The 22,446-nt window shown below is 54.5% G+C and carries 20 protein-coding genes, 1 tRNA gene and 1 pseudogene; 10 read left to right on the forward strand and 12 right to left on the reverse strand.

The genetic code is table 11. From position 1 onward, the window contains the following. Positions 1-54 precede the first annotated feature (54 nt). A pseudogene (gene cfa / locus HV229_RS02965) lies at positions 55-945 on the forward strand (cyclopropane fatty acyl phospholipid synthase); the annotation flags it as partial. Positions 946-985: 40 nt separating this feature from the next. Here cfa and HV229_RS02970 read toward each other — a convergent pair. Next, positions 986-2,644 (reverse strand): glycerone kinase, encoded by a 1,659-nt coding sequence (locus HV229_RS02970; RefSeq protein ID WP_016243888.1) that lies wholly within the window; start codon positions 2,642-2,644, stop codon positions 986-988. A 560-nt stretch (positions 2,645-3,204) separates the two neighbouring features. Between HV229_RS02970 and HV229_RS02975 the strand changes: the two genes are divergently transcribed. Beyond that, positions 3,205-4,302, forward strand: coding sequence for a glycerol dehydrogenase (locus HV229_RS02975; protein ID WP_003024745.1), 1,098 nt, complete (start codon positions 3,205-3,207; stop codon positions 4,300-4,302). Between the two features lie 91 nt (positions 4,303-4,393). Beyond that, complete coding sequence (gene dhaR / locus HV229_RS02980) at positions 4,394-6,319, forward strand: dihydroxyacetone kinase operon transcriptional regulator DhaR (protein ID WP_016243887.1); 1,926 nt, start codon at positions 4,394-4,396, stop codon at positions 6,317-6,319. Here dhaR and HV229_RS02985 read toward each other — a convergent pair. From HV229_RS02985 to HV229_RS03000, 4 genes are read right to left on the reverse strand one after another with little or no spacing between them, the layout of a single operon-like run. Continuing rightward, the gene (locus tag HV229_RS02985; protein ID WP_016243886.1) at positions 6,297-6,827 is read right to left on the reverse strand and encodes a cob(I)yrinic acid a,c-diamide adenosyltransferase; all 531 of its coding nucleotides are present in this window, start codon (positions 6,825-6,827) and stop codon (positions 6,297-6,299) included. The two genes, dhaR and HV229_RS02985, sit on opposite strands and share 23 nt — an antisense overlap. After that, positions 6,828-7,181: a glycerol dehydratase reactivase beta/small subunit family protein gene (locus HV229_RS02990; RefSeq protein WP_016243885.1), complete on the reverse strand. Its 354-nt coding sequence runs from the start codon at positions 7,179-7,181 to the stop codon at positions 6,828-6,830. Between the two features lie 16 nt (positions 7,182-7,197). After that, positions 7,198-8,361 (reverse strand): 1,3-propanediol dehydrogenase, encoded by a 1,164-nt coding sequence (gene dhaT / locus HV229_RS02995; RefSeq protein ID WP_016157511.1) that lies wholly within the window; start codon positions 8,359-8,361, stop codon positions 7,198-7,200. Positions 8,362-8,383: 22 nt separating this feature from the next. Next, positions 8,384-8,812 (reverse strand): heme-binding protein, encoded by a 429-nt coding sequence (locus HV229_RS03000; RefSeq protein ID WP_019077737.1) that lies wholly within the window; start codon positions 8,810-8,812, stop codon positions 8,384-8,386. 391 nt (positions 8,813-9,203) lie between these two features. Here HV229_RS03000 and HV229_RS03005 point away from each other — a divergent pair, with 391 nt between their 5' ends. The 5 genes from HV229_RS03005 to HV229_RS03025 all read left to right on the forward strand — a co-directional run bounded on the left by HV229_RS03005 (position 9,204) and on the right by HV229_RS03025 (position 14,157). Continuing rightward, positions 9,204-10,871: a propanediol/glycerol family dehydratase large subunit gene (locus HV229_RS03005; RefSeq protein ID WP_016154580.1), complete on the forward strand. Its 1,668-nt coding sequence runs from the start codon at positions 9,204-9,206 to the stop codon at positions 10,869-10,871. An 11-nt stretch (positions 10,872-10,882) separates the two neighbouring features. Then, positions 10,883-11,467 (forward strand): propanediol/glycerol family dehydratase medium subunit, encoded by a 585-nt coding sequence (locus HV229_RS03010; RefSeq protein ID WP_016154579.1) that lies wholly within the window; start codon positions 10,883-10,885, stop codon positions 11,465-11,467. Positions 11,468-11,469: 2 nt separating this feature from the next. Next, positions 11,470-11,898, forward strand: a complete 429-nt coding sequence (locus tag HV229_RS03015) for a diol dehydratase small subunit (RefSeq protein ID WP_016154578.1) — start codon at positions 11,470-11,472, stop codon at positions 11,896-11,898. Positions 11,899-11,908: 10 nt separating this feature from the next. Beyond that, complete coding sequence (locus HV229_RS03020) at positions 11,909-13,720, forward strand: diol dehydratase reactivase subunit alpha (RefSeq protein ID WP_181546878.1); 1,812 nt, start codon at positions 11,909-11,911, stop codon at positions 13,718-13,720. 113 nt (positions 13,721-13,833) lie between these two features. Continuing rightward, a complete protein-coding gene (locus tag HV229_RS03025) occupies positions 13,834-14,157 on the forward strand; it encodes a DUF1889 family protein (RefSeq protein ID WP_071524484.1) in 324 nt (107 codons plus the stop codon). A gap of 267 nt (positions 14,158-14,424) precedes the next feature. On the opposite strand, the gene HV229_RS03030 is transcribed toward HV229_RS03025, so the two are convergent. After that, positions 14,425-14,500 (reverse strand) — tRNA-Ile (locus HV229_RS03030). Between the two features lie 125 nt (positions 14,501-14,625). On the opposite strand from HV229_RS03030, the gene mug reads away from it, so the two are divergent. Further along, positions 14,626-15,132, forward strand: coding sequence for a G/U mismatch-specific DNA glycosylase (gene mug / locus HV229_RS03035; RefSeq protein WP_103767095.1), 507 nt, complete (start codon positions 14,626-14,628; stop codon positions 15,130-15,132). A gap of 45 nt (positions 15,133-15,177) precedes the next feature. On the opposite strand, the gene rpoD is transcribed toward mug, so the two are convergent. The 3 genes from rpoD to rpsU all read right to left on the reverse strand — a co-directional run bounded on the left by rpoD (position 15,178) and on the right by rpsU (position 19,388). Next, positions 15,178-17,022, reverse strand: coding sequence for an RNA polymerase sigma factor RpoD (gene rpoD / locus HV229_RS03040; protein WP_016154549.1), 1,845 nt, complete (start codon positions 17,020-17,022; stop codon positions 15,178-15,180). A gap of 164 nt (positions 17,023-17,186) precedes the next feature. Further along, positions 17,187-18,932, reverse strand: a complete 1,746-nt coding sequence (gene dnaG / locus HV229_RS03045; protein ID WP_003828467.1) for a DNA primase — start codon at positions 18,930-18,932, stop codon at positions 17,187-17,189. A gap of 240 nt (positions 18,933-19,172) precedes the next feature. After that, positions 19,173-19,388: a 30S ribosomal protein S21 gene (gene rpsU, locus HV229_RS03050; RefSeq protein WP_001144069.1), complete on the reverse strand. Its 216-nt coding sequence runs from the start codon at positions 19,386-19,388 to the stop codon at positions 19,173-19,175. A 235-nt stretch (positions 19,389-19,623) separates the two neighbouring features. Between rpsU and tsaD the strand changes: the two genes are divergently transcribed. Then, a complete protein-coding gene (tsaD, locus tag HV229_RS03055; protein ID WP_003024694.1) occupies positions 19,624-20,637 on the forward strand; it encodes a tRNA (adenosine(37)-N6)-threonylcarbamoyltransferase complex transferase subunit TsaD in 1,014 nt (337 codons plus the stop codon). 48 nt (positions 20,638-20,685) lie between these two features. Here tsaD and ureG read toward each other — a convergent pair whose 3' ends face one another. The 3 genes from ureG to ureE are packed head-to-tail and all read right to left on the reverse strand — an operon-like array spanning position 20,686 to position 22,442. Then, the gene (ureG, locus tag HV229_RS03060) at positions 20,686-21,303 is read right to left on the reverse strand and encodes an urease accessory protein UreG (protein WP_016154547.1); all 618 of its coding nucleotides are present in this window, start codon (positions 21,301-21,303) and stop codon (positions 20,686-20,688) included. A 9-nt stretch (positions 21,304-21,312) separates the two neighbouring features. Continuing rightward, the gene (locus tag HV229_RS03065; RefSeq protein WP_053388746.1) at positions 21,313-21,984 is read right to left on the reverse strand and encodes an urease accessory protein UreF; all 672 of its coding nucleotides are present in this window, start codon (positions 21,982-21,984) and stop codon (positions 21,313-21,315) included. Beyond that, positions 21,984-22,442 carry an urease accessory protein UreE gene (gene ureE / locus HV229_RS03070; protein WP_016157501.1) on the reverse strand — a complete coding sequence of 153 codons (459 nt, stop codon included), beginning with the start codon at positions 22,440-22,442 and terminating at the stop codon, positions 21,984-21,986. The genes HV229_RS03065 and ureE overlap by 1 nt, the downstream gene beginning before the upstream one ends. Positions 22,443-22,446 lie beyond the last annotated feature (4 nt).

Below are 22,446 nucleotides of genomic sequence, written 5' to 3' on the forward strand. Positions count from 1 at the left end.
GGAGCACCTCAAAAACACCATCATACACTAAATCAGTAAGTTGGCAGCATCACCCAAATGCCGGGCAACCTGAAAGATATTTTACGCATTGTCAGCGCCCGCCTGTTTAATTTGCAGTCGCGGAGCCGCGCGTGGATTGTCGGCAAAGAACATTATGATATTGGGAACGATCTTTTTTCGCTGATACTGGATCCGCACATGCAATATTCCTGTGGTTACTGGAAAGACGCCACCACATTAGACGAAGCGCAAAATGCCAAATTGAAAATGATTTGTGAGAAGCTACAACTCAAACCGGGTATGCGTTTACTCGATATCGGTTGTGGCTGGGGCGGACTGGCGGAATATGCAGCGCGTCATTATGGCGTGGCGGTCGAAGGCGTCACTATCTCAAAAGAGCAGCAGAAAATGGCGCAACAGCGCTGTGAAGGGCTGGACGTTAACATTCTGCTGCAGGATTATCGTGACCTCGATAAACACTACGATCGCATTGTCTCCGTGGGGATGTTCGAACACGTCGGGCCGAAAAACTACGACACCTATTTCAGCATCGCCGACCGTTGTTTAAAACCGGACGGGCTGTTCCTGCTGCATACCATTGGCAGCAACAAAAAGGGGATGAGCGTCGATCCGTGGATCAATAAATACATTTTCCCGAACGGTTGCATACCGGCGATTTCGCATATTGCCGAGGCCAGCGAATCGCGCTTTGTAATGGAAGACTGGCATAACTTTGGCAGCGATTACGATAAAACGCTGATGGCCTGGCATGAGCGTTTTAATCAGGCATGGCCGGAGCTGTCTTCACGTTACTCCGCCACCTTCAGAAGAATGTTTAATTACTATTTATGCGCCTGCGCTGGGGCTTTCCGCGCCAGAGATATTGAGCTTTGGCAGGTACTGTTTAGTCGCGGCGTCGAGGGTGGCCTCCGCGTTTATCGTTAACGTTCTGCCTGATGCGCGAAGCGCATCAGGCATTTATGACTTAACCCAACTCACTCTCCGCCAGCGCTTTAAATACCATTGCGACGGCATGCGCGCCGGGGTCCATATTACCCAACAAGCTTTCGCTGTTCAGATAGGATGCGCGACCTGCATTGGCTTTGCTCGACAGGCAGGTTCGTTCGGCTCCGGCTTGCGCGGCGTCAAAAGCGGCATGCAGGTTGTGCGGCTGCGCCAGCAGTGAGGTCAGTGCGGGTTGCAGGGCATCTATCATGGTGCGATCGCCTTCGTCTGCGCCGCCGTAGAACTTCATCTGCGCCAGACCTGTATTCAGCGCTTCGGCAACGCTAGCTCCCTGTTCCAGTTTCTGCCCGGCGGCGGTAAAGAAAATAGACATCAGCACGCCGCTGGAACCCCCCATCACCACGGTCAGACGTTCGCCAATCAACGCGAACAGCGTGGCAAGGTCATCCAGCGGAAGCTGCTGACGCTGTAGCAGGCTGGCAATTTCACGCGCGCCGGCGGCAAAGGTTGAACCCGTATCGCCATCGCCGACTTTGGCATCCAGCGCGTTGAGATGTGCTTCCAGACCGGAAAGCGTTCCGGTGATAAGCTCCACAATCCCGGCGACCAGCGCGTTGGCAGAGGGCTGGAATTCCACGCGCGCGCTGCGCTGGGATGATGGCGCGTAGCTGATTTCACGCGGTGGGACGGGAGTCGGCCAGTTGCTGGTTTCCACTGCGGTCAGCAGCGCTTTTTCGATGCTCTCTTCGAGCACGATGGCCGTCAGTGAGAATCCTTTCATATCCAACGCGGTGACCAGCGAGGCCGGACCAATCAGCCAGTCGATACGCGGGTACAGCGTACTGCTTGCCAGTTCGCGGGTGATAATAGCCATTTCGGCAACGGATACACCGCCAAGATTGTTAATCATCACCGCCACTCTGCCGGTTTCAGGCAGGACCGTCAGCAGTTTATCCACCATCAGGTTGACCACCTGCGCGCTGTTTTGGGTATCGATAACCGAGGCTCCCGGTTCGCCATGAATACCCATGCCCAGCTCTGCATGACCCGGATGATGGCGCGGCGCGGCGTCGGTTTCTTGCGGCAGATGACAGCTGGAAAGCGCAACACCCAGGCTGAAGGTGTTGTTGGCTGCGTACTGCGCTTCACGCAGGACGGTGGCGAGGTTGTAGCCGCGTTCAGCGAAATAGCCGGCGATTTTATGCACCAGGATGGTTCCCGCAATGCCACGCGGATGTTTGTTATCCGGCAGGGAGATATCGTCACCGACTATCAGCATTTCAACGTTGTAGCCCAGGCGTCGCGCTTTCTCGGCGGCGAGACCGAAATTAAGACGGTCACCGGTGTAGTTCTTCACGATCAACAGACAGCCAGCCTCACCGGTCACTGCCTGAATAGCGGTCAGTACCGCATCCACGCTCGGGGAGGCGAACACGTCGCCGCAGACCGCCGCGGTAAGCATTCCTTTGCCGATAAACCCAACGTGCGCGGGTTCGTGTCCTGAACCGCCGCCGGAGATCACCGCCACGTTATTTTTGTTAAGGTCGCGGCGAACCACGATGCGAATGGCCGGATCGCTCTCCAGACGCGCCAGGTTATTCCACGGGCTGGTGATAATTGTACCGTCGATCACGTCGCTAACGAGATGGGGGCGTTGATTAAAAAAGAATTGAGACATAACGGCTCCTCGAGGTTGAGTGTAAGACAAACCCCCGAATGCATGTTCATGGTGCGGAGGCGATAGAGAGATTCTGGCGAAGTCAGCATGGAAAAAAACAACACGAAAATGAGTTTCATTACGAAACGTGATTGCTGTTTTTTGTTCCGAAATGAAACTTAATTAGGCAAGAAATCATCACAATGCGAACTCGCTCGACTTTTTCCTCCTGCGATCAGAGCAGGCCACACGGCGCAGTCAGTCTTTTTTGCGGGGCTTTACCCAGGATGGCGCGTAATTGGGGAAATTTATCATCGTGTTTGTCGGTGATTTCGCGGTAACGGAACGGATCGAGATCGCAAATCTCATTATTTTTGTGGTTAAGCGTTCCAATATGAAACGCATGTCATTTTTATCTGTTCCATATCAGAACAAAATGACGAAAGATTTTTTTGTACACGCCTCGCCATACAGTTATTACATCGCTCCGGTACGTCCGCTTTCGCCGTCAACATCAGGCTAAACGGGTTAACGCCAGGGCTCACCATGTAAAAACATGTACTTATTTGAGGATGAAAGGAATGCTAAAAGTTATTCAATCTCCAGCCAAATATCTCCAGGGTCCTGACGCTTCCACCTTGTTTGGTCAATACGCTAAAAATCTGGCGGACAGCTTTTTCGTGATTGCGGATGACTTCGTGATGAAGCTGGCGGGAGAGAAGGTACTAAACGGCCTGCACAGTCATGACATTAGCTGCCATGCGGAACGCTTTAACGGTGAATGTAGCCATGTTGAAATTAATCGCCTGATTGCCATTTTGAAACAGCACGGTTGCCGCGGCGTGGTTGGGATTGGTGGCGGGAAAACGCTGGATACCGCCAAAGCGATTGGCTACTACCAGAAGTTGCCGGTGGTGGTGATCCCGACTATCGCGTCTACCGATGCGCCAACCAGCGCGCTGTCCGTTATCTATACCGAAGCCGGTGAGTTTGAAGAGTATCTGATCTACCCGAAAAACCCGGATATGGTAGTGATGGACACTGCAATCATTGCCAAAGCGCCGGTACGTCTGCTGGTGGCCGGGATGGGCGATGCGCTCTCGACCTGGTTTGAAGCGAAAGCCTGTTATGACGCCAGAGCGACCAGCATGGCGGGCGGACAGTCCACCGTGGCGGCGCTGAGCCTGGCGCGCTTGTGCTATGATACCCTGCTGGCGGAAGGCGAGAAGGCACGCTTTGCCGCGCAGGCCGGCGTGGTGACCGATGCGCTGGAGCGTATTGTCGAAGCTAACACTTACCTCAGCGGCATCGGCTTTGAAAGCAGCGGTCTGGCAGGGGCGCATGCGATCCACAACGGCTTTACGATTCTGGAAGAGTGCCACCATTTGTACCACGGTGAAAAAGTCGCCTTTGGTACGCTGGCGCAGCTGGTGTTGCAAAACAGCCCGATGGAAGAGATCGAAACCGTGCTGAATTTCTGTCAGAAAGTAGGCCTGCCGGTAACGTTAGCGGAAATGGGCGTGAAAGAAGACGTTGACGGCAAGATCATGGCCGTAGCAAAAGCGACCTGTGCAGAAGGTGAAACCATCCACAATATGCCGTTCCCGGTAACGCCTGAAAGCGTACATGCCGCTATTTTGACGGCAGACCTGCTGGGACAGCAGTGGCTGGCGCGTTAATCAGTCGTCGGTAGGTTTTTATCCGGCATCTTCTCCCCCTCTGACAGTCTCTGCCGGAGGGGTTGTCTATGGTTAAACAGCGGAAAGGGATATGACGGCGCACACGCATAGCATCGGGAAGGAAGTCTCTTCAGTCATTGCCCAGTCATGGCATCGTTGCAGCAAGTTTATGCAGCGGGAAACCTGGCAGGCGCCGCATCAGGCGCAAGGGCTGACCTTTGAGTCGATTTGTCGTCGCAAGACGGCGTTGCTGACGATTGCTCAGGCTGCGCTGGAAGATGCCTGGGAGTTTATGGACGGCCGCCCGTGCGCGCTGCTGATTCTGGATGAATCAGCCTGTATTCTCAGCCGTTGCGGTGATCCACAGACGGTGGAACAGCTGGCGGAGCTTGGGTTTCGCGACGGCAGCTACTGTGCGGAAAGCATCATTGGCAGTTGTGCGCTGTCGCTGGCGACGATGCCGGGCCAGCCGACAAAAACTTCTGGTAAACAGCATTTTAAACAGGCGCTGCATCCGTGGTCGTTCTGCTCGACGCCGGTCTTCGATAACCATGGTCGACTGTTCGGCTCCATCTCGCTGTGTTGTCTGGTGGAGCATGAGTGCGTTTCTGATTTATCCCTGACGCTGGCGATTGCCAGAGAAGTCGGCAACTCTTTGCTGACCGACAGCCTGCTGGCTGAATCCAACCGCCATCTGAACCAGATGTACGGGCTGCTGGAGAGTATGGATGATGGTGTGATGGCCTGGAACGAACAGGGCGTATTGCAGTTCCTCAATGCGCGTGCGGCGCTGCTTTTGCATCTCGATGCGCAGGCCAGTCAGGGAAAAAACATTCACGATCTGCTCAATCTCCCCATGCTGCTGCGCCGGGCGATCAAACATGCCCGCGGCCTGAATCACGTCGAAGTTACCTTTGAAAGCCAGCATCAGTTTGTTGATGCCGTCATCACCCTGAAACCGATTGTTGAGGAGCAGGGCAACAGCTTTATCCTGCTACTGCATCCGGTGGAGCAAATGCGCCAGCTGATGACCAGCCAGCTCGGCAAGGTGAGCCACACCTTTGAGCAGATGTCGACTGACGATCCGGAAACCCGCCGCTTGATCCATTTTGGTCGCCAGGCAGCGAGGGGGAGTTTCCCGATCCTGCTGTGCGGGGAAGAGGGCGTTGGTAAGGAGCTGCTGAGCCAGGCCATTCACAACGAAAGCGAGCGCGCCAGCGGGCCGTATATCGCCGTGAACTGTCAGCTTTATGCCAACAGCGTGCTGGGGCAGGATTTTATGGGCAGTGCGCCAACCGACGATGAAAATGGCCGGTTGAGCCGTCTTGAACTGGCGAACGGCGGCACGCTGTTTCTGGAAAAAATTGAATATCTGGCGCCGGAGCTGCAATCCGCGCTGTTACAGGTGATCAAGCAGGGGGTATTAACCCGCCTGGATGCCCGTCGGTTGATTCCGGTGGATGTCAAAGTGATCGCCACCACCACGGTTGATCTCGCCAATCTGGTGGAGCAAAACCGCTTTAGCCGTCAGCTGTATTACGCGCTGCACTCTTTTGAGATAGTGATCCCCCCGCTGCGGGCGCGGCGTAACAGTATTCCCTCGCTGATTTATACGCGGCTGAATAGCCTGAAAAAACGTTTTTCATCCAGTTTGAAGATCGACGACGACGCGCTGGCACAGCTGGTGGCCTATTCGTGGCCGGGCAATGACTTTGAGCTCAACAGCATTATCGAAAACATCGCCATCAGCAGTGATAACGGCCATATTCGGCTGAGCAATCTACCGGATTATCTGTTTGCCGAACGTCCTGGTCTGGAGACTGCGTCTTCACTGCTGCCAGCCAGTCTGACCTTTACCGCTATCGAAAAAGAGGCGATTATCCATGCTGCTCGCGTCACCAGCGGACGCGTACAGGAGATGTCGCAACTGCTGAACATTGGTCGCACTACCTTGTGGCGCAAGATGAAGCAATACGATATTGATGCCAGCCAGTTTAAGCGCAAGCATCTGGACTAGTTTCTTCAATTCTCGCCATCGAGAACAGCGCGTCTGACAGTCGGTTGATATAGCGTCTGGGTTCATCGCGTAACGTCAGCGTTCTGCTCATCGCGATAAGGATCCGCTCCAGTCGGCGCGTCAGAGTGCGCGCAACGTGTAGCTGTGCCGATGGCAGATTTTTCCCCGGAATAACAAACTCTTTGAGCGGACCGCTTTGCGCCATATTGCGGTCAATAAGCTGCTCCAGCGCCTGAATATCCTCCTCGCCAATACGCTGTTGTAAGCGCGCGAGTCCTTTCTCATCGCTGGCGAGTTCCGCACCCAGTACAAACAGCATCTTCTGCATGGCGTGCAGATCCTGGCGTAGTTCAGCCTGGTGCGTGCTGGCATAGCAGACGCCAAGCTGGGAAATCAGTTCATCCACCGTGCCATAGGCCTCAACGCGGATGTCATCTTTGTCGATACGGCTGCCGCCAAACAGCGCGGTCGTGCCTTTATCGCCAGTTCGGGTGTAGATGCGGTACATTTATTTTATCTCGCTGAAGGGAAGTACTTTGACCAGTTGACCGGCATTGGCGCCGAGGACGCGGAGCTGGGCTGCTCCGGCGCGGATATGCCCACGGATCAGCGCCCGATCTTCGGGCAACTGGGCGTGGGTTAAAGCAATATCACCCGTGGCATTAAGACCCAGACCGACACGTAGCGTTGAGCTTTTGGCCGCAAGTTTGCTCAATGCCAGCGCGCAGTCATGCTCGTCGCAACAGATTGCCCGGCAAGGGACGCCTTGCTCTTCCAGTCCCCAGCACAGCTCATCAAGCACGCGAGTATCCAGCCAGCGTGAGTGATAAAACAGATTTACGCCCGGTGATGAAAGTGACATTGCGCCCCCTGCGTTATCAGAATGCCTGACGGAAGATCTCGGCAATTTCTTTCTCGTTCCCTTTGCGCGGGTTGGAGAAGGCGTTGCCGTCCTTCAGCGCCATTTCCGCCATATACGGGAAATCGGCTTCTTTGACGCCCAGATCGCGCAGATGCTGCGGAATACCGATGTCGGCGGAGAGGCGGGCAATAGCATGAATGGCCAGCTCGGCGGCATCCATGGTGGAGAGTCCGTCCGTGTTCTCGCCCATAAACTCTGCGATGTCGGCAAATTTTTCCGGGTTAGCGATCAGGTTATAGCGCGCTACGTGCGGCAGCAGTACGGCATTCGCCACGCCGTGCGGCATGTCGTAAAGACCGCCAAGCTGATGCGCCATCGCGTGAACGTAGCCGAGGTTGGCGTTGTTGAAGGCCATACCCGCCAGCAGGGAGGCGTAGGCCATGTTCTCGCGAGCTTTCAGGTTGCTGCCCAGCGCCACGGCCTGACGCAAGTTACGGGCGATCAGGCGGATCGCCTGGATAGCGGCAGCGTCGGTGACCGGGTTGGCATCTTTGGAAATGTAGGCTTCCACGGCGTGGGTCAGGGCGTCCATCCCGGTGGCCGCAGTCAGTGGGGCTGGCTTGCCGAGCATCAGCAGCGGATCGTTAATGGAGACCGACGGCAGGTTGCGCCAGCTGACAATCACAAACTTCACTTTGGTTTTGGTATTGGTCAGCACGCAGTGGCGGGTGACTTCGCTGGCGGTACCGGCGGTGGTATTCACCGCAACGATCGGCGGCAGCGGGTTGGTCAGGGTTTCAATCCCGGCATAGCTGTAGAGATCCCCTTCGTGAGTCGCGGCGATACCGATGCCTTTACCGCAGTCATGCGGGCTACCGCCGCCAACGGTAACGATGATGTCGCAATGCTCTTTCCGAAAGACCTCCAGGCCGTCGCGCACGTTGGTGTCTTTGGGGTTTGGCTCAACGCCGTCAAAAACCACGACGTCAATACCGGCTTCACGCAGATGTGTGAGGGTTTTATCTACCGCGCCGTCTTTAATCGCCCGCAGACCTTTATCAGTGACCAGCAGCGCTTTTTTACCGCCCAACAGTTTGCAGCGTTCGCCGACCACGGAAATAGCATTGGGGCCAAAGAAGTTCACATTTGGCACCAGGTAATCAAACATACGATAGCTCATAATATACCTTCTTAGATTTAAATTATAATTCAGAGAAACAATTCAGTGCGGTTTCTGCTAATAATCTGTCTTGTTCGACGGTACCGCCACTTACGCCAACGGCACCGATTACTTTGCCGTTTAATATGACAGGTAAACCGCCGCCAAAAATAACAATTCGTTGTTGATTGGTGAGCTGCAAGCCATATAGAGAGGCACCTGGTTGTACCGCATCGGTAATTTCGTGGGTACCCTGTCGCAGGCAGCAGGCGGTATAAGCTTTATTAAGAGAGATATCACAGCTGGTGACAAACGCGTCGTCCATACGTTGCATTAGCAGCGTGTTCCCGCCGTGATCCACCACGGAAAACACCACCGGAACGTTGATTTCAAGCGCTTTAGCCTCGACGGCCTGCGCCATTTTCTTTGCAGCCGCCAGCGTAATGGTGGCGATTTGTTGGCTCTTATTCACAGTCTCTCCTGAAAAGGTTGTAGGGCTGAGGTCACGAAAATATCGCGCAACAGCTATTTTTATCATTGGCTTTATCTTATTTTCTCGCCCCGCGTTATTAAGTCAATAGGGTGGGGATTTCAAAAATATTACGTTCAGTTTCCTGTTGTGGCGTTTATTGATAATGATCATTTAACCTCGTCACAATTCACGGTGAATATTCCTGAGCCGCGTTTCAATATGAAACGATGGATTTTTATTACGTACCAAATTGGAACGAAATTAATTTTATTTTTTTATTGTCCTGCTCATTTAGAGTTCGGCTATTGCTGATGAAAGGCGAATGCCGGGTGTTGTGTCCCCGGCAATACGGCCCGGCGTCCCTATTTTTTATCTTTTGAGTCCATAAACTATGAGAAGATCAAAACGATTTGAAGTGCTTGCCCAGCGGCCTGTAAATCAGGATGGGCTAATTGGCGAATGGCCTGAAGAGGGGCTGATCGCAATGGAAAGCCCTTACGATCCGGCTTCGTCGGTGAAGGTGGAAAATGGTCGTATTGTTGAGCTGGACGGCAAGAGCCGCGCCGAGTTCGACATGATTGACCGGTTCATTGCCGATTACGCGATTAACGTGCCCGAGGCCGAGCGCGCCATGCAGCTCGACGCGCTGGAGATCGCCAGAATGCTGGTGGATATCCACGTCAGTCGGGAAGAGATCATTGCCATTACGACTGCCATCACCCCGGCGAAAGCGGTGGAGGTGATGGCGCAAATGAACGTGGTGGAGATGATGATGGCGCTGCAAAAAATGCGCGCCAGACGCACCCCCTCCAATCAGTGCCACGTGACCAACCTGAAAGATAACCCGGTACAGATTGCTGCCGACGCTGCTGAAGCGGGGATCCGTGGCTTTTCCGAACAGGAAACAACGGTCGGGATCGCCCGCTATGCGCCGTTTAACGCCCTGGCGCTGCTGGTGGGGTCCCAATGCGGTCGCCCCGGCGTGCTGACGCAATGCTCCGTTGAAGAGGCCACGGAGCTGGAACTGGGAATGCGCGGGTTAACCAGCTACGCCGAAACGGTGTCGGTATATGGCACGGAGTCGGTGTTTACCGATGGCGATGATACGCCGTGGTCAAAAGCGTTTCTTGCCTCGGCGTATGCTTCTCGTGGTCTGAAGATGCGCTACACCTCCGGCACCGGTTCGGAAGCGCTGATGGGCTATTCCGAAAGTAAATCGATGCTTTATCTGGAGTCGCGTTGCATTTTTATCACTAAAGGCGCGGGCGTACAGGGGTTACAAAACGGTGCGGTCAGCTGTATCGGCATGACCGGCGCTGTGCCGTCGGGGATTCGCGCGGTGCTGGCGGAAAACCTGATTGCCTCTATGCTCGACCTTGAAGTGGCCTCCGCCAATGACCAGACCTTTTCCCACTCCGATATTCGTCGTACTGCCCGCACCCTGATGCAGATGCTGCCGGGCACCGACTTTATCTTCTCCGGCTATAGCGCGGTACCGAACTACGACAACATGTTTGCCGGGTCGAACTTCGACGCTGAAGACTTCGATGATTACAACATTCTGCAACGCGATCTGATGGTTGACGGGGGCCTGCGTCCGGTCACGGAAGAGGAGACAATCGCCATCCGCAATAAGGCCGCGCGCGCCATTCAGGCGGTGTTCCGCGAACTGGGCCTGCCGCTGATTAGCGATGAAGAGGTGGAGGCCGCCACTTACGCTCACGGCAGCAAAGATATGCCCGCGCGCAATGTGGTGGAAGATTTGGCTGCCGTGGAAGAGATGATGAAGCGCAATATCACCGGGCTGGATATCGTCGGCGCGTTGAGTTCCAGCGGCTTCGAAGACATCGCCAGCAATATCCTCAACATGCTGAGGCAGCGTGTTACTGGTGATTACCTGCAAACGTCGGCCATTCTGGATCGTCAGTTCGACGTCGTCAGCGCCGTTAATGACATCAACGATTATCAGGGACCCGGCACCGGCTATCGCATCTCTGCCGAACGTTGGGCGGAAATTAAAAATATTGCGGGCGTGGTTCAGCCTGGCTCGATCGAATAAGGCGGTACACAGTGGAATGCACAACTGAACGTAAGCCGGTTTTCACCTTGCAGGTGAGCGAAGGCGAGGCGGCTAAAGCGGACGAACGCGTGGATGAAGTCGTGATAGGCGTCGGCCCGGCCTTTGATAAGTATCAGCACAAAACATTGATTGATATGCCGCACAAAGCGATTTTGAAAGAACTGGTTGCCGGCATTGAAGAAGAGGGCCTGCATGCTCGGGTGGTGAGGATTCTGCGCACCTCGGATGTTTCATTTATGGCATGGGATGCGGCAAATCTCAGCGGTTCTGGCATCGGGATTGGTATCCAGTCGAAAGGAACCACGGTGATTCATCAGCGCGATCTGCTGCCTCTGAGCAACCTTGAGCTGTTCTCTCAGGCTCCGCTGCTGACGCTGGAAACCTATCGCCAGATTGGTAAAAACGCCGCGCGCTATGCACGTAAAGAGTCGCCTTCGCCAGTGCCAGTGGTTAATGACCAGATGGTACGCCCCAAATTTATGGCCAAGGCCGCGCTGTTTCATATCAAAGAGACCAAACACGTGGTGCAGGATGCTGCGCCTGTCACGCTGCATATTGCACTCGTAAGGGAATGACCATGAACGACAACATCATGACCGCGCAGGATTATCCATTAGCAACCCGCTGCCCGGAGAAAATCCAGACTCCTACCGGCAAACCGCTAACCGAGATTACCCTTGAGAATGTGCTGGCGGGCCGCGTAGGTCCGCAGGATGTGCGTATTTCTCAGCAAACGCTGGAGTACCAGGCGCAGATTGCCGAACAGATGCAGCGTCACGCCGTGGCGCGTAATTTCCGTCGTGCGGCGGAGCTTATAGCAATCCCGGATGCCCGTATTCTTGAAATTTACAACGCGCTGCGGCCGTTTCGTTCTTCGTTCGCCGAGCTTCAGGCCATTGCCGATGAACTGGAACATACCTGGCATGCCACGGTGAACGCCGGGTTTGTCCGCGAGTCGGCAGAGGTGTATCAGCAGAGAAACAAGCTGCGTAAAGGCAGCCAGTGACGGAGGTTGTATGCCGTTAATTGCAGGGATTGATATCGGCAACGCCACCACCGAAGTGGCGTTGGCGCAGCATGGCCGGTTTATCTCCAGCGGGATTGTCGCCACGACCGGTATGAAAGGTACACGGGACAATATTGCCGGGGTGGTGGCCTCCCTGCAGCAGGCGCTGAATAACACCCCGTGGTCGCTTCAGGATGTGGCGAAAATCTGCATCAACGAGGCGGCACCGGTGATTGGCGATGTGGCGATGGAAACCATCACTGAAACCATCATTACCGAATCAACAATGATTGGGCATAACCCGCAAACGCCCGGCGGCGTTGGCGTGGGAATGGGAACCACCATCGCCGTGGAGAAGCTGGCGGCGTTGAGTGAAGATCGGTTTACCCAGGGCTGGATCCCGCTGGTCGGTGAGGAGAGGGATTTCCTCGAGGCGGTTTGGTTTATCAATGAGGCGCTGGATCGCGGTGTCAACGTGGTGGCGGCGATCCTGAAAAAAGATGATGGCGTGCTGGTGAACAATCGTCTGCGTCGAACAATGCCGGTGGTAGATGAAGTCACCCTCCTGGAGAAGGTGCCGGAAGGTGTGCTGGCGGCGGTGGAAGTGGCGGCCCCAGGACAGGTGGTGCGAGTGCTGTCGAATCCTTACGGCATCGCGACCTTCTTTACCCTGACGCCCGAGGAAACGCAAACCATCGTCCCCATCGCCAGGGCGCTAATTGGCAACCGTTCCGCCGTGGTGCTGAAAACCCCGCAGGGTGATGTGCGCTCAAGGGTGATCCCGGCGGGTAAGATCTTTATCCGCGGCGAAAAGCGTGGCGGTGAAGCCGACGTAGCGCAAGGCGCACAGGCCATTATGCAGGCGATGAGCACCTGTGCGCCCGTGTGCGATATTCGTGGTGAAGCAGGTACGCATGCAGGTGGCATGCTGGAGCGGGTGCGTAAGGTGATGGCCTCGCTGACCGGTCACGACATGCACGCGGTGTATATTCAGGATCTGTTGGCGGTGGATACGTTTATTCCCCGCAAGGTGCAGGGCGGTATTGCCGGGGAGTGTTCAATGGAGAACGCCGTAGGCATTGCGGCGATGGTGAAATCCGATCGCTTACAGATGCAGGCCATCGCCAGTGAGCTGAGCGCCCGTTTAAACATCCCGGTTGAAGTCGGCGGCGTGGAGGCCAACATGGCTGTTGCCGGTGCGTTAACAACGCCCGGATGTGCTGCACCGCTGGCGATCCTCGATTTAGGCGCAGGCTCTACCGATGCCGCCATTATCAATAGCGATGGCGTTGTGAAAGCGGTCCATCTGGCTGGCGCGGGGAATATGGTCAGCCTGTTGATTCAAACCGAGCTGGGCTTAAGCGATCCGTTTCTGGCGGAGGAAATTAAAAAATACCCGCTGGCAAAAGTGGAGAGCCTGTTCAGCATTCGCCACGAGAACGGCGCGGTGGAGTTTTTTCGCGAACCGCTCAGTCCGTCAGTGTTTGCCAAAGTCGTTTATCTGAAAAACGGCGAGCTGATCCCCGTAGATAACCAGACCTCGCTGGAAAAAATTCGGTTGGTGCGCCGACAGGCCAAAGAGAAGGTTTTTGTGACCAACTGCCTGCGCGCTTTACGCCAGGTATCACCCGGGGGCTCTATTCGTGATATGACTTTTGTGGTGCTGGTGGGCGGCTCCTCGCTGGATTTCGAAATCCCGCAGATGATCACCGACGCGCTGGCGCATTACGGCGTGGTTGCCGGACAGGGCAACATCCGTGGTACCGAAGGGCCGCGTAATGCGGTAGCGACCGGGCTGGTTTTGGCCGGGATAGCGAATTAATCGTGCAGAAAACAGCCGCCGCAAGCGTTTAGCTGCGGGGTAAATCAAATAAAGGTGATGTTCTCTTTGATATCCCGGCGGAGTTGGGTACATAGTATAAATGTGTCTCTCACGTGGTTAATTTTAAGGATAAGAGCATGCCAACAGCAATTGAGAAAGCATTGGATTTTATTGGTGGTATGAACACTTCGGCGTCAGTACCCCATTCAATGGATGAAAGTACCGCTAAGGGAATCTTAAAGTATTTGCATGACTTAGGTGTGCCAGCGAGTCCGGAAGCTGTGATGGCACGGGGTGAGCAGGAGGGATGGAATCCCGAGTTCACGAAAAAAGTGGCTGGATGGGCAGAAAAAGTGGCCTCCGGTAACCGCATCCTTATCAAGAACCCAGAGTATTTTTCAACCTATATGCAGGAGCAGCTCAAAGAGCTAGTTTGAGCTGACTATCGAATCAAACTCTAACGGACGTTTCCATCTCTGGATGGCGACGTCCAGAGGGGGACAGTGACCAGCTTGTTGCTGGACAGAGGCATCCCGTAATATATCTTCAGGCCCCGCCTGCCGTATTCTTCCCGGCTCTTATTTCACATTTTGGTGCGAACAGATATTGATTTGTTCCAGCAGGAATCCTTTTGGCTCGCGCCAACAGCTACGGAAGAACCCCCAAAAAAAAGGACCTGCGATTTCTCGCAAGTCCTTGAATCTTGGTGGCCCCTGCTGGACTTGAACCAGCGACCAAGCGATTATGAGTCGCCTGCTCTAACCACTGAGCTAAGGGGCCGTGGCGGTGGATTATAAAGTAACTCCGCGTTGCAATCCAGACATAAGCGTACGGATGCTGTTTTTATAAACAATGTATTTTCAGTCCGTTATACTTGTTCCTCTGATGTATTGATGGGAGTAATTATGGTTAAGGACATACTGGCGCCGGGGCTGCGGGTGGTGTTTTGCGGCATCAATCCGGGGTTGTCTTCCGCAGGTACAGGATTCCCCTTTGCACATCCCGCTAATCGCTTCTGGAAGGTCATCCATCAGGCGGGATTTACCGATCGCCAGCTCAAACCCGAAGAGGCACAACACCTGCTGGACTTCCGTTGCGGGGTGACTAAATTTGTCGACAGACCGACGGTGCAAGCCAATGAAGTGAAGCTACAGGAGATGCGCAACGGCGGTCGTAAGCTCATTGAGAAAATAGAAGAGTATCAGCCTGCTGCACTCGCAATCCTTGGGAAGCAGGCATTTGAGCAGGGCCTCAGCCAGCGTGGGGCGCAGTGGGGAAAACAAACGCTGACTATTGGCGCGACGCAAATATGGGTTTTGCCGAATCCCAGCGGGTTAAGCCGGATTACTCTGGATAAACTGGTGGAGGCGTATCGGGAAGTGAATGACGCCCTGGCCAGGCGGGGACTATAAAGAAAAACGCCACCTTGCGGTGGCGTTTATGCTTATGCGGCGAGATTAATCGTCGAGGAAGCTACGCAGCACTTCAGAGCGGCTCGGGTGGCGCAGTTTACGCAGCGCTTTCGCTTCGATCTGACGGATACGTTCGCGGGTAACGTCGAACTGTTTACCGACTTCTTCCAGCGTGTGGTCGGTATTCATATCGATACCGAAACGCATACGCAGAACTTTCGCTTCACGGGCGGTCAGGCCAGCCAGAACGTCGTGCGTTGCGGCACGCAGGCTCTCGGTGGTAGCAGAATCCAGCGGCAGCTCGAGGGTGGTATCCTCGATGAAATCACCCAGATGCGAATCTTCATCGTCGCCGATCGGCGTTTCCATGGAGATAGGCTCTTTAGCGATCTTCAGCACTTTACGGATCTTGTCTTCCGGCATCAGCATGCGTTCAGCCAGCTCTTCCGGCGTCGGCTCGCGGCCCATCTCTTGCAGCATCTGACGGGAGATACGGTTGAGCTTGTTGATGGTCTCAATCATATGTACCGGGATACGGATGGTACGTGCCTGATCCGCGATCGAGCGGGTGATCGCCTGACGGATCCACCAGGTTGCATAGGTAGAGAACTTGTAACCACGACGGTATTCAAACTTATCAACCGCTTTCATCAGACCGATGTTACCTTCCTGAATCAAATCCAGGAACTGCAGACCACGGTTGGTGTATTTCTTGGCGATAGAGATAACCAGACGTAAGTTCGCTTCAACCATCTCTTTTTTCGCACGGCGGGCTTTCGCTTCACCGATGGACATGCGACGGTTGATGTCTTTAACCTGCTCGATGGTCAGGCCGGTTTCTTCTTCAATCTGCTGCAGTTTCTGCAGTCCGCGGTGAACATCATCTGCCACGTCGTGCAGTTTTTCAGACCACGGTTTGTTCATCGCGATTGCCGCGTTGAACCAGGTTTCGCTGGTTTCGTTGCCAGTGAACAGGGTGATGAAGTTTTTCTTCGGCATTTTGCACTGCTCAACGCAGAGCTTCATGATCAGACGTTCCTGAGTACGCACGCGGTCCATCATGACGCGCATGCTGTTTACCAGGTAGTCGAACTGCTTCGGCACCAGGCGGAACTGTTTGAACACTTCAGACAGCTTCTGAATTTCTTCCTGCGCGGCAGCATGGCTGCGGCCTTTCGCTTTGATGGTGTCGCGAGTGATTTCGTACTGAGTACGCAGTTCACCGAATTTTTCACGCGCTAATTCAGGGTCGATGCTGTTGTCGTCATCGCTGCTGTCGTCGTCATCTTCTTCATCTTCGTCTGCATCGTCATCCATCTCTTCCTGAGAGAGCTCAGAACCGACGTGTGTCGCCGTTGGCGCCATGTCTTCTTCCGCGTTCGGATCGACAAAGCCGGTGATCAGATCGGAAAGACGCGCTTCTTCAGCTTCTACACGATCGTATTGCTCAAGCAGGTAGGTGATGGCTTCCGGGTATTCGGCAACGGAGCATTGAACCTGGTTAATCCCGTCTTCGATGCGTTTAGCGATGTCGATTTCGCCTTCACGGGTTAACAGTTCAACGGTACCCATTTCACGCATGTACATGCGGACCGGGTCAGTTGTACGACCGATTTCGGACTCAACGCTGGACAGAACCTGGGCAGCCGCTTCTTCCGCGTCTTCATCGGTGCTGTTGGAGGTTTCAGCAAGCAGCAGATCATCGGCATCAGGTGCTTCTTCCATCACCTGAATACCCATGTCATTGATCATTTGGATGATGTCTTCGATTTGATCTGAATCGACGATATCTTCCGGCAGATGGTCATTGACCTCGGCATAGGTCAGATAGCCTTGCTCCTTACCACGTTGGACAAGTAGCTTCAGCTGTGACTGCGGGTTTTGCTCCATAAGACGGTATCCACACTTAATTCGTTTGATTGGTGTTGGGCGGTAAAACCGCCAACGGCAAAACGAGGGCATACTTATATTTTGCCGCTGCCTCTCCGTGCGGCTGTCGGGGGCTTCCCGAGCGATATTCGGCAGTTAAGCCGTTAAATACTTTTGTCTTTCTGTTATTTCTTGGCCAGTTCCTGGTTCAGCGTCCAGAGTTCCCGGCGTTCTTCGCTGCTTAAACCGTGTGTGCGCTCCCGAGCTATCAACTCTTCCTGGCGCAGCTCAAGCATCGAATCAAACATATGGTTGAGTGAGTCGGTGAAGGTTTTTTCTGCGATATCTTTATCTGCTATATCGTCCCACATCGACAGTTTTTCAAGGGTCGCAGCATCATTTGTGCCACGATAGTGTTCTAAAAGTTGTCCGGTGGTCAGACCTGGCTGAGCCAGACAAGTGTTGACCAGTTCTCTGAATAAGCCAAGTCCAGGCAGTTTATTGCTATCCAGTGCGCCTAACGGCGGAACCAGCGGGGCGAGACCCGGGTTCTGTACCAGCAACCCTATAAGTATACGCATGGTCGTACGTTTTAGCTGTGGAACAGGGCGGGAAGCCCCATTTTCTGCCAGTTTTGGCATTAAACGTTCAAGCTGGCTGTCATCCAGAATGCCGAGCTTGTTTCCCAACTCCTGTCGCAGATAAATGCGCAACGTTTCGCCTGGTACCTGAGTAATCAGCGGTAATGCCAGCGTGCTGAGCTGTGCGCGTCCGTCCGGGGTACTCAAATCCACCTGCGGCAACAGGCTGTTGAATAAAAACGCGGAGAGTGGCAGCGCCTGCTCCATCCGGGCTTCAAAGGCCTCTTTCCCTTCTTTACGCACCAGCGTATCGGGGTCTTCGCCGTCAGGTAAAAACATAAAGCGTAGCTGGCGTCCGTCTGTCATATAGGGCAGTGCGGTTTCCAGCGCGCGCCATGCTGCGTCGCGTCCGGCACGGTCACCGTCGTAACAGCAAATTACGTTGTTCGTCGCGCGGAACAACAACTGGATGTGATCGGCGGTGGTTGACGTCCCAAGGGATGCCACAGCGTAGTTAATGCCGTATTGCGCCAGCGCCACCACATCCATATAGCCTTCTACCACTAACAGGCGCTGCGGATCGGCGTTATCCTGCTGGGCTTCATAAAGGCCATACAGCTGGCGACCTTTATGGAAAATATCGGTTTCCGGGGAGTTGAGATACTTCGGCAGGGCATCGCCCAGCACGCGTCCACCAAAACCAATGACTCGACCACGTTTGTCGCGGATGGGGAACATCACCCGTTCGCGGAAGCGATCGTAACTGCGTCCCTGATCGTTGGTGACCAACATTCCCGCATCGACCAGCGATTTACGATTCTCAGCATTGCCGCCAAATCGTTTCAGGACGTTGTCCCAGCCGGGGGGCGCAAAACCAATAGCAAAACGGGTGATAACGTCGCTACTTAATCCTCGCTTTTCCAGGTACTGGCGCGCGGGGGTAGCGGCGGGTTGCATCAAAGACTGTTGATAAAAAGTGTTCAGGCCGTCCATTAATTGATAAAGGCTTTGCCGTTGATGGCGCTCTATCTGACTAGGGCCACTGCCTGCTTCATAGGGCACTTCAAGGTTGTGCATTGCGGCCAGTTCTTCGACGGTTTCCACAAACTCGAGCTTGTCGTAGTTCATGAGAAAGTCGACGGCGTTGCCATGTGCGCCACACCCAAAGCAGTGATAAAACTGTTTCTCACCGTTTACGGTGAAAGAGGGGGTTTTTTCGTTATGGAACGGACAGCACGCATGATAATTTTTGCCCTGCTTCTTCAGCTTTACCCGCGCGTCGATGAGATCGACAATGTCGGTTCTTGCCAGCAGGTCATTTATAAATACGCGTGGAATTCGTCCAGCCATATGCCCCGTTTATTTTTTTATGACTTATATACACAAAATCATTCAAGATGCTTCAAGACGGCAAGGGAGCGAATCCTCAGGAGCGTACATCAGTACGTGACTGGAGGGAACGACTGCAGCCAACGCAGAGGCAGCTTGAATGATGACGCGTATAAACGAAAACAAGCCGCGCATTCCTTCCGGAAGCACGGCCTTACAACTACAACTCTGTCTGAATTGAGAGCCTTGGCTCTCAATGGATTAGTACAGACGAGTACGGCGTGCGTTTTCGCGAGCCAGTTTCTTCGCGTGACGTTTCACAGCAGAAGCTTTAGCGCGCTTACGTTCAGTAGTCGGTTTTTCATAGAACTCACGACGACGAACTTCCGCCAGAACACCTGCTTTTTCGCATGAACGCTTGAAGCGACGCAGTGCTACGTCGAACGGCTCGTTTTCACGTACTTTAATTACCGGCATGTAACTCTCACCTTTATAAATTCGGTTTGCCGCTGGCATCAACGCCAGCTTATTTCAAAATGGTGCGGAATTTTACTGCAATTGCTGCTGCTTTGTAAAGCACCGACGCGATTTTGAAAGGGACTTTTATAAGGATAAGGAGTATACACGAGCGGAACTCCTGGGGCGAACAAAGTTTTACATCAACCCGCATTGGTCCTACACTGCGCGGTAATAGAGCGAGGTAAAACAAGTCATGCGTGTACTGGGTATTGAAACATCCTGCGATGAAACCGGCATCGCCATTTACGACGATGAAAAAGGTCTTTTAGCCAACCAATTGTATAGTCAGGTGAAATTACACGCTGACTACGGCGGCGTAGTGCCAGAACTGGCCTCGCGCGATCACGTACGTAAAACCGTACCGCTGATCCAGGCCGCGCTGAAAGAAGCGGGACTGACGGCAAAAGAGATTGATGCGGTGGCGTATACCGCAGGTCCTGGTCTGGTTGGCGCGCTGCTGGTCGGCGCAACCGTAGGACGTTCGCTGGCATTCGCCTGGGGCGTACCGGCAATTCCTGTGCACCATATGGAAGGGCATCTGCTGGCACCGATGCTGGAAGATAATCCCCCTGCTTTCCCATTCGTTGCGCTGCTGGTTTCCGGCGGTCACACGCAGCTGATCAGCGTCACCGGTATTGGGCAGTATGAATTACTGGGTGAATCGATAGATGATGCCGCTGGTGAAGCGTTCGATAAAACGGCCAAGCTGCTGGGGCTGGATTATCCTGGCGGCCCAATGCTGTCAAAGCTTGCATCGCAAGGCGTTGAAAAACGCTTTGTCTTCCCGCGCCCGATGACTGACCGTCCGGGTCTGGATTTCAGCTTCTCCGGCCTGAAAACCTTCGCCGCGAATACCATTCGTAATAATGAAAATGACGATCAGACGCGTGCAGATATCGCCCGTGCGTTTGAAGATGCTGTGGTTGATACGCTGATGATCAAGTGTAAACGTGCGCTGGATCAAACCGGTTTTAAACGTCTGGTGATGGCGGGGGGCGTGAGCGCTAACCGTACGCTGCGTGCAAAACTGGCCGAGATGATGCAAAAGCGTCGTGGCGAAGTGTTTTACGCGCGTCCGGAATTTTGCACCGATAACGGGGCGATGATCGCCTACGCGGGCATGGTGCGTTTTAAAGCGGGTGCAACGGCGGATCTTGGCGTGACCGTGCGTCCTCGCTGGCCGCTGGCGGAATTACCGGCGGCATAAGTACATAATATTGTAGGCCCGGTAAGCGTAGCGCCACCGGGCAATACTCTACTCCCGCAGCATCCCTTTCTCTTCCAGAAACGCGATAATTTTTTCCAGACCTTCTCCGGATTTTAAATTACTAAACGTCCACGGACGCTCGCCGCGCATGCGTAGGGTATCGCGCTCCATCACCTCCAGCGAGGCGCCCACGTAAGGGGCCAGATCGGTTTTATTGATCACCAGAAAATCAGATTTGGTGATCCCCGGGCCACCCTTACGCGGGATCTTCTCACCTTCGGCAACGTCGATCACATAGATCGTCAGATCCGCTAATTCCGGGCTGAAGGTGGCGCTCAGGTTATCGCCGCCGCTTTCCACAAAAATCAGATCCAGATTGCCGAATTTCTCGCTCAGCGCCTCTACGGCGGCCAGATTCATCGACGCATCTTCACGGATAGCGGTATGCGGGCAACCGCCGGTTTCCACGCCGACGATCCTGTCTGGCTCCAGTGCGCCTGCTTCGGTGAGAATGCGCTGATCTTCTTTGGTATAGATATCGTTGGTTACCACCGCCAGTTGATAGCTGCTGCGCATGGATTTGCATAACGCTTCCAGCAGCGCCGTTTTGCCGGAGCCAACCGGGCCGCCAACGCCCACGCGCAGGGGATGCTTGTTGTTACTCATTTTTTCTCCTCAGGAGCGGAATAATCGGGAATATTGGGTTTCATGCCGGGCAGATGCGATGGCCGCCAACGGCGTTGCGGAGCCGAGGCTGGCGTCAGGACACGCCAGCGCCTGTGCCAGACCTTGTGCATACCGGTTGCAGAGCGCAAAGATCAAACGCTGGGCCGCCTGCTGCCCAAAAGGGACCAGTTTGACGCCAGCCATCACTGCGCTCTCAATCCAGCTGTAGCCGAGGCTTAACGCCAGCTCCGTCAGGGGGATTTTCCAGCGCACGCCCAGCCAGGCCATACCGCAGAGTTGGCTGTCGACAAAGAGCGCGCGCCACTCCCGCGAGCAATCCGCTTCCCAGTCGGTGACCAGCCGCGTAAACGCCGCGCCCCGACTGCGTTCTTCATCCCGTAGTTCGCGGGTTTCCCGACAGGCCAACAGGTAAGCGCTCCAGCGGCGTGCTGCAGCGAGATCGTCCTGCTCGCAGGCGCGATACAGTCTCGCCAGTAGCGGTAGGTCGACGGTAAAGAAGTTCTGCTCCATCTGCTGGATTTGCCAGTCAGAGAAGTCATCGGCGCTTTTCACCCAGCCGATTTCAACCGCCCACTCCAGACCCTGGGACCAGGTAAACGACCCCACCGGGAGAGCGCTGCTGGCGAGCTGCATCAGACGCAACTGTTGGATGTTATGCATCAGTGCGCATGGGCGTGATGATGCCCGTGTGATTCACTGGCATAAGCGCCTGCTTCCGGTTCAAACGGTAGTTGAGCGAACGTCACCTCCAGGCTGAACTGGCGCAACATGGCGTCCAGCACATGATCGTGATGGTAGCGCAACTCATCCGGCAGAATTTGCAGCGGAACGTGGCGATTGCCGAGGTGATAACAGGCTTTGGCGAGCAGGAAAGGATCGGCGCAGCGCACCACGGAAACTGACTCCGGCGCGGCGATCACTTCGATCACCTCGCTGCCATCTTCGGTGGTCAGCAGATCACCACTGCGTAACAGCAAACCGCGCGGAAGCATTAGCCCGGCTTCGCGACCGTCGTTCAACGTCACTCTGGCACGGCTTTTTACTCGAATATCAATGGGTAGCGTGACGCTTGCGGTGACGCGGTGGGCGTGGTCAAGGCGTTGGGTCAGGTAGATCATCGTC

The sequence above is a fragment of the Citrobacter sp. RHBSTW-00524 genome (assembly GCF_013747755.1).
In the GTDB taxonomy this organism is placed as follows: Bacteria; Pseudomonadota; Gammaproteobacteria; order Enterobacterales; family Enterobacteriaceae; genus Citrobacter; species Citrobacter braakii.

Coding starts and splice junctions, on each gene's coding strand:
- HV229_RS02985 (WP_016243886.1), bottom strand. CDS start 6,827: ATGTACCGCATCTACACCCGAACTGGCGATAAAGGCACGACCGCGCTG.
- HV229_RS03065 (WP_053388746.1), bottom strand. CDS start 21,984: ATGCATAACATCCAACAGTTGCGTCTGATGCAGCTCGCCAGCAGCGCT.
- mug (WP_103767095.1), top strand. CDS start 14,626: ATGGTTAAGGACATACTGGCGCCGGGGCTGCGGGTGGTGTTTTGCGGC.
- HV229_RS03015 (WP_016154578.1), top strand. CDS start 11,470: ATGAACGACAACATCATGACCGCGCAGGATTATCCATTAGCAACCCGC.
- tsaD (WP_003024694.1), top strand. CDS start 19,624: ATGCGTGTACTGGGTATTGAAACATCCTGCGATGAAACCGGCATCGCC.
- rpsU (WP_001144069.1), bottom strand. CDS start 19,388: ATGCCGGTAATTAAAGTACGTGAAAACGAGCCGTTCGACGTAGCACTG.
- ureG (WP_016154547.1), bottom strand. CDS start 21,303: ATGAGTAACAACAAGCATCCCCTGCGCGTGGGCGTTGGCGGCCCGGTT.
- rpoD (WP_016154549.1), bottom strand. CDS start 17,022: ATGGAGCAAAACCCGCAGTCACAGCTGAAGCTACTTGTCCAACGTGGT.
- ureE (WP_016157501.1), bottom strand. CDS start 22,442: ATGATCTACCTGACCCAACGCCTTGACCACGCCCACCGCGTCACCGCA.
- HV229_RS02975 (WP_003024745.1), top strand. CDS start 3,205: ATGCTAAAAGTTATTCAATCTCCAGCCAAATATCTCCAGGGTCCTGAC.
- HV229_RS03020 (WP_181546878.1), top strand. CDS start 11,909: ATGCCGTTAATTGCAGGGATTGATATCGGCAACGCCACCACCGAAGTG.
- dhaR (WP_016243887.1), top strand. CDS start 4,394: ATGACGGCGCACACGCATAGCATCGGGAAGGAAGTCTCTTCAGTCATT.
- HV229_RS02990 (WP_016243885.1), bottom strand. CDS start 7,181: ATGTCACTTTCATCACCGGGCGTAAATCTGTTTTATCACTCACGCTGG.
- HV229_RS03005 (WP_016154580.1), top strand. CDS start 9,204: ATGAGAAGATCAAAACGATTTGAAGTGCTTGCCCAGCGGCCTGTAAAT.
- dnaG (WP_003828467.1), bottom strand. CDS start 18,932: ATGGCTGGACGAATTCCACGCGTATTTATAAATGACCTGCTGGCAAGA.
- dhaT (WP_016157511.1), bottom strand. CDS start 8,361: ATGAGCTATCGTATGTTTGATTACCTGGTGCCAAATGTGAACTTCTTT.
- HV229_RS02970 (WP_016243888.1), bottom strand. CDS start 2,644: ATGTCTCAATTCTTTTTTAATCAACGCCCCCATCTCGTTAGCGACGTG.